Origin of the sequence: Bradyrhizobium sp. 62 (assembly GCF_023073035.1) — a bacterium.
In the GTDB taxonomy this organism is placed as follows: Bacteria; Pseudomonadota; Alphaproteobacteria; order Rhizobiales; family Xanthobacteraceae; genus Bradyrhizobium.
The window spans coordinates 1,548,650-1,560,678 of sequence record NZ_JADPIT010000015.1; the positions used below are offsets into that span (position 1 = coordinate 1,548,650).

Below are 12,029 nucleotides of genomic sequence, written 5' to 3' on the forward strand. Positions count from 1 at the left end.
GCTTGTCGGGACGGCATCGCCAGACTTACGCGCCGCTCTTGCTTCGCCACCGCTCCGCGAACCTATGCAGCGGCATGAACGTCTCGCACAATTCCCGCCCCAGCGCCGTCAGCCCGTAACCGCTGGCTTCGCCGAGCTCCACGAACCCGGCTTCGCGCAAATCGTCCAACCGCGCCTGCAGCACCGTCGGCGAGGCCTCGTCGCAGGCCGCTCGCAATGCGCGCGAGGTGAGGGGGGCGTCGCGCAACTCCCACAGGATTCGCAGGCTCCAGCGTCGTCCCAGGAGGTCAAGCAGCACCATGACCGGCCGCCCGGTGCGCGAGCTACGGACGCCGCGCGATCTCGAAGTGGTCTGCTTCGCCATCGCCGCCCTCTTGCGGGATGCTACAAATAGTGTAGCGTAATGCTACAATAAATGTAGCAAGAGAGGCGGCCGATGTCACAGGCCATACCGCGTATTGCCCCGCTCACCCCGCCTTATCCCCCAGAGATTCAGGCGCAGTTCGACCGCATCATGCGCGGTGCGCCGCCGCTGCTGCTGTTCCGGATGATGGCGGGCCACACCCGCGCCTGGGACAAGTTTCGCGCCGGCGGCCTGCTCGATCCCGGCCCGCTCTCGTTGCGCCAGCGCGAGATCGTGATCGACCGTACCTGCGCGCTGAACCAATGCGAATATGAATGGGGCGTGCACGTCGCGATTTTCGCCGCCCCGGCGGGTCTCAGCGCGGCGGAGGTGCGGGCGACCGTGCAGGGCGATGCGTCGTCGTCGTGCTGGTCCCCGGCCGAGCAGGCGCTGATCGCCGCCGTCGACGCGCTGCATCACCGCGCGACCTTTGACGACGCCGAGTTCGCCGTGCTGTCGGCGCATTACGACGAGGCGCAGATCCTGGAGATCATGCTGCTGTGCGGCTTCTATCGCACGGTGTCGTATCTGTCGAATGGGCTGCGGCTGCCGCTGGAGGACACGGCGGCAAGATTTCCGGCGTTGCTCTAACCATCGTCATTGCGAGAAGCTCTTGCGACGAAGCAATCCAGAGTCTTTCCGTGGAGGCAGTCTGGATTGCTTCGCTGCGCTCGCAATGGCCTGGATTGCTTCGCTTCGCTCGCAATGCGAGCGGAGAGAGCGTGTCTTAAGCCACGCCCGCCCGTAGCAGATCGTGCAGATGCACGATGCCCACCACCTTGTCCGCCTCGGTCACGACCAGCGTCGTGATCTTGCGGGTGTTCAGCACCTCGATCATCTCGGTGGCGAGCATCGAGGGCGGCACGGTCTTTGGCTGCCTGGTCATGATGTCGTCGACCGACGCCGCCAGCAGGTCCGGCCGCATCTGGCGGCGTAGATCGCCGTCAGTGATGATGCCGACGGCCTCTGCCGCATCGTTGACGATGCAGACGCAGCCCAGACCCTTGGCCGACATCTCCATCACCGCGTCCGACATCTTGGTGCCGAGCGGCTTGAGGGGAATCTCCGCGCCGGTGCGCATGTAGTCGCGGACGAATTTCAGCATCGCCCCTAACTTGCCGCCGGGGTGGAAATGCGCGAACTCCAGCGCGGTGAAGCCGCGGCCTTCGAGCAGCGCGATCGCAATGGCATCGCCGATCGCGGCCTGCATCAGGGTCGAGGTGGTCGGCGCCAGATTGTGCGGGCAGGCCTCGCGCGCCTTCGGCAGCTCGATCACGATGTCGGCGGCTTGTCCCAGCGAGGACGCCGCGTTCGACGTCACCGCGATCATGGGAATGGCGAACCGTGCCGAATAGTTCACCAGCGTCTTCATCTCCGGCTGCTCGCCGGACCAGGACAGCGCCATGATGACATCGTCGGGCGTGATCATGCCGAGGTCGCCATGACCGGCTTCGGCGGCATGGACGAAGAAGGCGGGCGTGCCGGTCGAGGCCAGCGTTGCCGCGATCTTGCGACCCATATGGCCCGACTTGCCGAGCCCGGTGACGATGACGCGGCCCTTTGCGTTGCGGATCAGATCGACCGCCTTGGCGAAGCTCGCGCCAAGCGGGCCGCGCAGGGCGGCGGCGAGCGCGTTGATACCGCCGCTCTCCGTTTCCAGGGTGCGGAGTGCGGATTCGACGCTGTCGGGAATGGGGCCGGATGATTGGGTCATCAGCGGTTTCGAACTCGGCATGTTCTGGTCCAGGGAGGAGGGGCGTTCGCCCGTTGGCGCCTGCTTAGCACGCCACGACCTTCGAGGCGACGAGGGCGCCCCAACCCTCAACCGGTCGTTAACCATAGTTGTTTTAACTCCATTAACGATGGTTCCCGCCGATCGGTGGGGACAATCGCGAAAGTATTTGATTTCGTTGGAGTTCTTCCATCGTGGGGTCGTCTCCAGGCACGAGCCGGAGCAAACGCGCGCATTTCCTGCGCGCGGCTTTGCCGTGCTTTGCGCTGACGGTCCTTGGAAGCGCCCCCGGGGCCGCCCAGAGCCTCACCCCCGACCTGTTCAGTCCTAACCGCGGTGGCTTCGCCTCGCCCGACACGCTGCCGACGCGCCGTACCGCGGGCGTGCCGCAGGCGCCGTCGGATGCGCTGCCGACGCTGCCCGATCCCAACGCGGATTTGCGCAAGCGCCAGCAGACGCCGGCGCGCGCAGGCCAAAACCCGACCGGCCAGAACCCGACCAGCCAGGTCCCGATCTACGGCTTGCCCGCCGCCAATGGCGCCAGCGCTTCCGGCTACGACTCGCTCAACCGCAAGCGACAGCAGCCAAAGTTTTATCCCGGACAGGCGAAGCCGAAGCGTCCGGTCGGCCCCGGCTCGCCGGTGCCGCCGGCGACGCAGGAGCGAACGCTCGGCCCGCCACGCATCGCGCCGCCGCCCTCCGAGACGGCGCACAAGACTCCGGTCGCCCCGGCGATGGCCGGCAACGTGCCCGGCCAGCCGCTGCGCCGCCGCCTCAAGATCGATGACGATGCATTCGGCGCGGTCGGCGACTATGCCGGCAGCTTCTTGATCAAGGGCGGGCTCGAGCTCTCCACCGGCTACGACACCAATCCGGCGCGTCTGAGCAAGCCGGTCGGCTCGCCGGTTTATGTGGTCGCGCCCGATCTCCTCGTGGCGTCCGACTGGGAGCGCCACGCGCTGGTCGCGGATCTGCGCGGCTCGTTCTCGGGCTACACCAACAACATGCCGGCGACGATCGACGGCTTTGCCTCGCCCTCGCCGGTCGAAGTGGACCGCCCCGACTTCAACGGGCATGTCGACGGCCGCATCGACGTCAATCGCGATCTCAAGCTGACCACGCAACTGCGCCTGCGGCTCGCCACCGATAATCCCGGCAGCCCGAACGTGCAGGCCGGTCTGCAGAAATATCCCGTTTACGCGACCTATGGCACGACCGTCGGCTTCGACCAGACCTTCAACCGCTTCCAGGTCGCGGCCGGCGCCACCGTCGATCGCACCGCCTACACCAACTCAAAACTCACCGACGGCTCGACCTTCAGCAACGATGACCGCGACTTCAACCAATATGGCGGCGTGGGGCGCTTCTCCTACGAGCTGAAGCCGGGCCTGAAGCCGTTCGTCGAGATCCAGGGCGACACCCGCGTCCACGACCAGGCCGCCGACCGCAATGGCTTCTTCCGCGATTCGAACGGCGGCTACGCCAAGGTCGGCACGTCCTTCGAGTTCTCGCGCATCCTCACCGGCGAGGTCTCGGTCGGCTATTCCGCGCGCAACTATGTCGATCCGCGCCTGAGCCAGCTCGCGGGCTTCCTGACCTCGGGCTCGCTGATCTGGAATGCAAGCGGCCTGACCACGGTGAAATTCGCCACCGACACGCAGATCGCCGAGACCACCATCCCCGGCTCCTCCGGCGTGCTGGTGCACACCTACGCCGCCGAAGTCGATCACGACTTCCGCCGCTGGCTTACGGCAGTGGGCAAGTTCACCTACGGCACCTACGACTACCAGGGCCAGAATCGCAACGACAAGACCTACTCGTTCGAAAGCAATCTGATCTACAAGCTCAATCGCAACATCTGGGTGAAGGGCACGCTCCGCCACGACATCCTGGATTCGAACCAGCCGGGGTCGAGCTCGCAGGGGACGGTGGTGATGGTCGGGGTGAGGCTGCAGAATTAGCGGGCACCCGACCGTAGGCTCCTAATGAGGCCAAACCTCAGGTGTCGTCCTGGCGAAAGCCAGGACCCATTAACACGGGCGTGGTTTGGCGAAGACTCGTCGTTTGGTATTGCGATCGGTCACGATCAAGGGATCACGCGGTATGGGTCCTGGCTTTCGCCAGGACGACGGCGGATTTCTTGTCCGCGTTCGAGCTTGCGCAGCTCGCCCCAACTCAGCGCGGCAGATCCGTCTTCCCCATCAAGAACGTGTCGATCGACCGGGCGCACAGCCGACCCTCGCGGATGGCCCAGACCACCAGCGATTGGCCGCGGCGCATGTCACCGGCGGTGAACACGTTCGGGCGCGAGGTCTGGTAGTCGAGCGTGTTGGCCTTGACGTTGCCGCGGGGGTCGAGCTCGACCGAGAGCATCTTGAGCAGGCCCTCGTGCACGGGATGGACGAAGCCCATCGCGAGCAGGACGAGGTCGGCGTCGAGCTCGAACTCGGTGCCGGCAATCGGCTTGAAGTTGTCGTCAACGCGGACGCAGTGCAGCTTCTTCACTTGGCCGTTGTCGCCGGTGAACTTCTGCGTCAGCACGGCGAATTCGCGGACCGCGCCTTCGGCCTGGCTGGAGGACGTCCGCATCTTGAGCGGCCAGTTCGGCCAGGTGAGGCCCTTGTTCTCGTGCTCCGGCGGGGCGGGCATGATCTCGAGCTGGGTCACGGAGAGCGCGCCCTGGCGCAGCGAGGTGCCGATGCAGTCGGATCCGGTGTCGCCGCCGCCGATGACGACCACATGCTTGCCACCGGCCAAAATCTCCTGGACGCCGCCGAGCGGCTCCTCGGACACGCGGCGGTTCTGCTGCGGCAGGAAGTCCATGGCGTAGTGGATGCCTGCGAGGTCGCGGCCGGGGATCGGCAGGTCGCGCGGGGCTTCAGCGCCGCCGGTCAGCGCGACGGCGTCGTAGTCGTTGAGCATCTCGCGGGGATCGACATTGCCGTCGACGCCGACATGGCTGTTGTAGTGGAAGGTGACGCCTTCGCCCTCCATCTGCGTGACCCGGCGGTCGATGACGTTCTTTTCCATCTTGAAGTCGGGAATGCCATAGCGGAGCAGGCCGCCGGCCTTGGCGAACTTCTCGAACAGATGCACGTCGTGGCCGGCGCGCGCGAGCTGCTGCGCGCAGGCCATGCCGGCCGGACCCGAGCCGATCACCGCGACCTTCTTGCCGGTCTTCACGGCCGCCACTTCCGGCTTCAGCCAGCCATTGTCCCAGGCGCGGTCGACGATCGCGCATTCGATGGTCTTGATGGTGACGGGGTTGTCGTCGATGTTGAGCGTGCAGGAGGCCTCACACGGCGCCGGACAGATGCGCCCCGTGAACTCCGGGAAATTATTGGTCGAGTGCAGATTGCGCGAGGCTTCTTCCCAGTTGCCCTGATAGACGAGGTCGTTCCAGTCCGGGATCTGGTTGTTGACCGGGCAGCCGGGCGTGCCGGGCGAGACCGAGCCGGTGCCGTGGCAATAGGGAATGCCGCAGTTCATGCAGCGCGCGGCTTGGTCGCGCGTTTCCTTCTCGGAGAGGGGAACGACGAACTCGTGGAAATGCTTCACGCGCTCGGCGACCGGGGTGTACTTGCGGTCATGCCGTTCGATTTCGAGAAAACCCGTGATCTTGCCCATTAAACCCGAAGTCCCTGCCGCTTAAATTCGTTGTGTTTCTCTCTCGTCGTCATTGCGAGGAGCGTGAGCTTCGAAGCAATCCAGTCCGCATCAGAGGAGAAAGTCTGGATTGCTTCGCTACGCTCGCAATGACGGAGTATGATGCTCAGGCCCCGATCGCGATTTTCGGCTCGGCGTCCGCGTTGGCGGCCATTTCGCGCAGCGCGCGCCGGTATTCGACCGGCATCACCTTGCGGAATTTCGGCAGCCAGTCCTTCCAGTTCGCCAGGATGTCGGCGGCACGCCTGGAGCCGGTCGCTTTCGCATGGCGCGTGATCAGGACGTGCAACCGCTCGACGTCGGAGGCGAGCAGGTCCTTGAACACGTCGACCCGGCCGTGCGCCTCGAGGTCACCGGAGTGATGATAGGTGCCGGCGTTGATCAGCTCTTCCGACAGCACCGGCTCGAGCTCGACCATCGCCATGTTGCACAGCCTGTCGAAGTCGCCGGTCTCGTCCAGCACATAGGCGATGCCGCCGGACATGCCGGCCGCGAAGTTGCGCCCGGTCTTGCCGAGCACGACCACGATGCCGCCCGTCATGTATTCGCAGCAATGGTCGCCGGCGCCCTCGACCACCGCCACGGCGCCGGAATTGCGCACGGCAAAGCGCTCGCCGGCGATGCCGCGGAAGTAGCACTCGCCTTGAATGGCGCCGTACATCACGGTGTTGCCGACGATGATGCTCTCTTCCGGCACGATGCCGCTGTTGGCCGGCGGCTTGACGATGATCTTGCCGCCCGAGAGGCCCTTGCCGACATAGTCGTTGGCTTCGCCTTCGAGCTCGAAGGTGACGCCTTGCGCCAGCCACGCGCCGAAGGCCTGGCCCGCGGTGCCCTTGAGGCTGACATGGATGGTCTCATGCGGCAGACCCGCATGGCCGTAGATCTTGGCGACCGCACCCGACAGCATCGCGCCCGCGGAGCGGTTGGTGCTGTTGATCTTGGCCTCGATCTTCACCGGCGCACCGCGGTCGAGCGCAGGCGTCGCCTGCTCGATCAGCGTGCGATCGAGCACCGCTTCCAGATGATGGTTCTGGCGTTCGGAGTGATAGATCTTCTGGCCCTTCTCTTCCTTCTGCTTGACGAAGAGCTTGGAGAAGTCGAGCCCCTTGGCCTTCCAGTGCGCGACCAGCTTGGTCTGGTCGAGCAGCTGCACCTGGCCGATCATCTCGTTGAAGCTGCGGAAGCCGAGCGAGGCCATGATCTCGCGGACCTCCTCGGCGACGAAGAAGAAGTAGTTGATCACATGCTCGGGCTGGCCGGTGAAGCGCTTGCGCAGGACCGGGTCCTGGGTCGCGACGCCGACCGGGCAGGTGTTGAGATGGCACTTGCGCATCATGATGCAGCCGGCCGCGATCAAGGGCGCGGTCGCGAAGCCGAACTCGTCGGCGCCCAGCAGCGCGCCGATCACGACGTCACGCCCGGTGCGGAAACCGCCGTCGACCTGGACTACGATGCGGCTGCGCAGCCGCTCGCGCACCAGCGTCTGGTGGGTTTCGGCGAGGCCGATCTCCCACGGCGAGCCGGCGTGCTTGATCGAGGTCAGCGGCGAAGCGCCGGTGCCGCCCTCGAAGCCCGCGATGGTGACATGGTCGGCGCGCGCCTTGGCGACGCCCGCGGCCACCGTGCCGACCCCGATCTCGGAGACGAGCTTGACCGAGACCGCGCCGTCCGGGTTGACGTTCTTGAGGTCGTAGATCAGCTGCGCCAGATCCTCGATCGAGTAGATATCGTGGTGCGGCGGCGGCGAGATCAGGCCGACGCCCGGCGTCGAATGCCGGACCTTGGCGATGGTCGCGTCGACCTTGTGGCCGGGCAATTGGCCGCCTTCGCCGGGCTTGGCGCCCTGCGCCATCTTGATCTGCATCATGTCGGAGTTGACGAGATACTCCGTGGTGACGCCGAAGCGGCCCGAGGCGACCTGCTTGATCGCCGAGCGCATGCTGTCGCCGTTCGGCAGCGGCTTGAAACGGTCCGCTTCCTCGCCGCCTTCGCCGGTGTTCGACTTGCCGCCGATCCGGTTCATGGCGATCGCGAGCGTGGTGTGCGCCTCGCGCGAGATCGAGCCGAAGCTCATCGCGCCGGTGGCGAAACGCTTGACGATGTCCTTGGCCGGCTCGACCTGGTCGAGCGGTATCGGCTTGCGCTTCTCTTCGTCCGCGTTCTTGATCCGGAACAGGCCGCGCAGCGTCAAGAGACGCTCCGACTGCTCGTTGAGGATCTTCGCGAAAGCGCGGTAGCGTTCCAGCGAATTGCCGCGCGCGGCGTGCTGCAGCAGCCCCACCGACTCGGCGGTCCACGCATGGTCCTCGCCGCGGCTGCGATAGGCATATTCGCCGCCGACATCGAGCGAGGTCTTGTACACGAGCGCATCGCCGAACGCGTCGGCATGACGGCGCACCGCCTCTTCGGCAATCTCGCCAAGACCGACGCCCTCGACGCGGGTGTGGGTGCCGGCGAAGAATTTGCCGACGAATTCCGCCTTCAGGCCGATGGCGTCAAAGATCTGCGCGCCGCAATAGGACTGGTAGGTCGAGATGCCCATCTTGGACATCACCTTGAGCAGGCCCTTGCCGATCGATTTGATGTAGCGCTTGACGATCTCGTAGTCGTCGAGCGAGCCGGGCAGGCGGTCCTTCATCGCGATGATGGTCTCGAACGCCAGATACGGATTGATCGCTTCCGCGCCGTAGCCGGCGAGACAGGCGAAATGATGCACTTCGCGCGGCTCGCCGGATTCGACGACGAGGCCGACCGAAGTGCGCAATCCCGTGCGGATCAAATGATGATGCACGGCGGCGCAGGCCAGCAGCGACGGGATCGGAACCCGATCGGTGCCGACCATGCGGTCGGACAGGATGATGATGTTGACGCCCTCGCGCACCGCGCTCTCCGCGCGTGCGCAGAGCTCGTCCAGCACCTGGTCCATGCCGGCCGCGCCGAGGCCGGCGTGGAAGGTGGTGTCCAGCGTGCGCGACTTGAAGTGCGACTCGGCGACCTCGGAGATCGAGCGGATCTTTTCGAGGTCCGCGTCGGTCAGGATCGGCTGACGCGCTTCGAGGCGCTTGGTCGTGGCAAGGCCTTGCAGGTCGAACAGGTTCGGCCGCGGTCCGATGATGGAGACGAGGCTCATCACCAGCTCCTCGCGGATCGGGTCGATCGGCGGATTGGTCACCTGCGCAAAGTTCTGCTTGAAGTAGGTGAACAGCGGCTTGGCCTTGGCCGACAGCGCCGAGATCGGCGTGTCGTTGCCCATCGAACCTGCGGCTTCCTCGCCGGTGGAGGCCATCGGCGTCATCAGGATGGTGATGTCTTCCTGGCTGTAGCCGAACGCCTGTTGGCGATCGAGCAGCGACAGGTTGGAGCGCACGCCGGTGGTCGGCACCTTCGGCAGATCTTCCAGCACAATCTGGGTCCGCTCCAGCCACTCCGTGTAGGGATGGCTTCTTGCGAGCTCGGCCTTGATCTCGTCGTCGGGGATCAGGCGGCCCTGCTCGAGGTCGACCAGCAGCATCTTGCCGGGCTGCAAACGCCACTTGGTGATGATCTGGTCCTCGGGAATCGTCAGCACGCCCATCTCGGACGCCATCACGATGCGGTCGTCCTTGGTGACGAGATAGCGCGCCGGCCGAAGGCCGTTGCGGTCGAGCGTGGCACCGATCTGGCGGCCGTCGGTGAAGGCGATCGCGGCAGGGCCGTCCCACGGCTCCATCAGGGCGGCATGATATTCGTAGAAGGCGCGGCGCTTCTCATCCATCAAGGGATTGCCGGCCCACGCCTCCGGAATCATCATCATGACGGCGTGCGGCAGCGAGTAGCCGCCCTGCACCAGGAATTCGAGCGCGTTGTCGAAGCAGGCGGTGTCCGACTGGCCCTCGTAGGAGATCGGCCAGAGCCGGTTGATGTCCTTGCCGTACAGCTCGGAGCTCACCGAGGCCTGGCGCGCCGCCATCCAGTTGACGTTGCCGCGCAGCGTGTTGATCTCGCCGTTATGCGCGATCATGCGGTAGGGATGCGCCAGCGACCACGCCGGGAAGGTGTTGGTCGAGAAACGCTGGTGCACGAGCGCCAGCGCGCTCTCGAAATCCTTCTCGTGCAAATCGGGATAGTACTTGCCGAGCTGGTCGGCGAGGAACATGCCCTTGTAGATCACGGTGCGGCAGGACATTGAGCAGGGATAGTAGCCGGCGAGGCCGCGGTCGCGGCGCTGATAGATCGCCTGCGAGATCGACTTGCGCAGAATGTAGAGCCGGCGTTCGAAATCGTCCTCGGTCTTGGCGGTGCCGTTGCGGCCGATGAACACCTGCATGCAGGCGGGTTCGGTCGGCTTCACGGTGACGCCGAGCGAGGAATTGTCGGTCGGCACGTCGCGCCAGCCGAGCAGCGTCAGGCCCTCTTCCTTGATCTGGTCGGCGATGATGCTTTTGATGACGTTGCGCCACGCGGTGTCGCGCGGCATGAACAAGGCGCCGATGGCGTATTCGCCCGGATTGGGCAGCGCGAAGCCGAGCTCCTTCGCCTTGCGGCTGAAGAAAGCATGCGGGATCTGCACCAGAATGCCGGCGCCGTCACCGGCGCGCGGGTCGGCGCCGACGGCGCCGCGGTGCTCGAGGTTGCAGAGGATGCTGAGCGCGTCCGCAACGATCTCGTGCGACTTCTGGCCCTTGATGTTGGCGATGAAGCCGACGCCGCAGGAATCTTTTTCCAGGCTCGGATCGTAGAGGCCTACGGCCGGCGGCCGTGAATTGTGTTCCTGAATCGGATCGGCCGTTTTCGAGGCGACCGTCGCCGACAGTTGTTCTGCCACGATGTTTCCGCGCTCGACTTGCGACCCGTTCATGTTCTCGTCCTCTCCATGCGGCAAGCTGCCTCACCGCCATCTTCGGCGCACCTTGGGCGTCCCGCGGCACCCGCTTCTGGGTCACCGCTCGTCCGCTCGCGAGCCGCATTTTCTTAAATTCAGGCCAAGGCGTTCTTCGTCCCCGAGAACGGCTTTGCCTGTTGCCTTCTTGGCGCTCGAAAGCACCGACTTTCGTTGCAATCCCTATGCCGGAACCGCAAGCAAAATTGAGACAGTCTTCCTGTCCTAACCGTCACCTTGCCAAATTTTTGTCTATCACACAAGCGCGCGCAAGTCCCGATTCCCCATAGATCAATCAATCGCTTTCCAGAAGTTGCGCGGCCCCGGTTTAGAAGCAAACACGCCCTGATCCGGCCCCGCCGACGCCGGAATCCTCAATGAAGCTTCGGATCAACCCTTCGGAAGCTGCGCCACGCCGCAAGAAGCGAAAGAGCGCGATCCATCCGGGGGCCTGACAGGAGCGTCTCGACCATGAAGTTTTTCACAGGATGTGTGGCCGCCGCCGCGCTGGCGCTGGCTGCGACCGCGGCTCAAGCGCAGGTTCCAGGGCGAGGGGCGATGATCGCGGTCTCGGATTTCGACGGCCCCTATGCGCCGCCGGAGGCCGCGCCGCCTCCGCCGCGCTACGGCTATGGCTACGAAGAACGCGGGCCGGCCCCGGTGCTGCTGCCATCGACAGAGGTCTACGCGGTGCTGCGCGAGAACGGCTTCTCTCCACTGGGCATCCCGCGCCTGCGCGGCAGCGTCTACACCATCGCGGTGATTGACCGCCGCGGGGAGGACGGCCGGCTCGTGATCGATGCCCGCGACGGAAGGATCTTGCGCTTCATGCCGGCTGCCGACGCCTACGGCATGGCGCCCGGCTACGAGCAGCCTGCGGTTGCGCCTTACCGGCCGCAAAGCGCGCTGCCGCCGCCGACGATGATCCGCAGTGGTCCGCCCCGCCCACCGGCCCCGATCCCGCATGTCGCCGGCCGCTCCGTGCCGCTGCCCAAGGCGGTTCCGCCGCGCGGCGAGACGCCGGTCACAGCGGCGAAGCCGGCCGAGCCTGCGACGCAGCCGGCAGCGCAGGCTCAACCTGCCACGCAGACCGTGGCGGCCGTGCCGGCAAAGCCCGCCGAGGCCGCGCCGCAGGTCATTGCTCCAACCGTCGGTCTGGCCAAACCTGCTCCAACCATCCTGCCGACACAGGACATGCCGGCAGCGCAGGGGCTGGATTAGGACGCTACGCATCACACCAACGGTGTCGTCCTGGCGAAAGCCAGGACCCATTAAGCGAGGTCTGTCGATTGTGCGTGGTGTGAGTACCGGACGACGAGTCTTCGCCAAACATCCCCTTGGGGTAATGGGTTCTGGCTTTCGCCAGG

General features: G+C 65.4%; 7 protein-coding genes. 3 read left to right on the plus strand and 4 right to left on the minus strand.

Features of this window, described 5'->3' with window-relative positions:
• Positions 1-25: 25 nt before the first annotated feature.
• Positions 26-364, minus strand: a complete 339-nt coding sequence (locus IVB47_RS18145) for a helix-turn-helix domain-containing protein (protein ID WP_247284717.1) — start codon at positions 362-364, stop codon at positions 26-28.
• Between the two features lie 72 nt (positions 365-436).
• Here IVB47_RS18145 and IVB47_RS18150 point away from each other — a divergent pair, with 72 nt between their 5' ends.
• Positions 437-994, plus strand: coding sequence for a carboxymuconolactone decarboxylase family protein (locus IVB47_RS18150; RefSeq protein WP_247462957.1), 558 nt, complete (start codon positions 437-439; stop codon positions 992-994).
• A gap of 136 nt (positions 995-1,130) precedes the next feature.
• Here the strand turns inward: IVB47_RS18150 and IVB47_RS18155 are convergent, their stop codons facing one another.
• On the minus strand, positions 1,131-2,138 hold the full coding sequence (locus IVB47_RS18155; protein ID WP_247462958.1) for a KpsF/GutQ family sugar-phosphate isomerase: 1,008 nt from the start codon (positions 2,136-2,138) through the stop codon (positions 1,131-1,133).
• Positions 2,139-2,329: 191 nt separating this feature from the next.
• Between IVB47_RS18155 and IVB47_RS18160 the strand changes: the two genes are divergently transcribed.
• Entirely contained in the window at positions 2,330-4,096 is a 1,767-nt protein-coding gene (locus IVB47_RS18160; RefSeq protein ID WP_247462960.1) for an outer membrane beta-barrel protein, read from the plus strand.
• A gap of 214 nt (positions 4,097-4,310) precedes the next feature.
• Here the strand turns inward: IVB47_RS18160 and IVB47_RS18165 are convergent, their stop codons facing one another.
• Together IVB47_RS18165 and gltB are read right to left on the minus strand one after the other, a co-directional pair.
• On the minus strand, positions 4,311-5,762 hold the full coding sequence (locus IVB47_RS18165; RefSeq protein ID WP_247462961.1) for a glutamate synthase subunit beta: 1,452 nt from the start codon (positions 5,760-5,762) through the stop codon (positions 4,311-4,313).
• Positions 5,763-5,907: 145 nt separating this feature from the next.
• Complete coding sequence (gltB, locus tag IVB47_RS18170; protein WP_247462963.1) at positions 5,908-10,641, minus strand: glutamate synthase large subunit; 4,734 nt, start codon at positions 10,639-10,641, stop codon at positions 5,908-5,910.
• Positions 10,642-11,133: 492 nt separating this feature from the next.
• On the opposite strand from gltB, the gene IVB47_RS18175 reads away from it, so the two are divergent.
• Positions 11,134-11,883, plus strand: coding sequence for a hypothetical protein (locus IVB47_RS18175; protein ID WP_247462965.1), 750 nt, complete (start codon positions 11,134-11,136; stop codon positions 11,881-11,883).
• Positions 11,884-12,029: the final 146 nt, after the last annotated feature.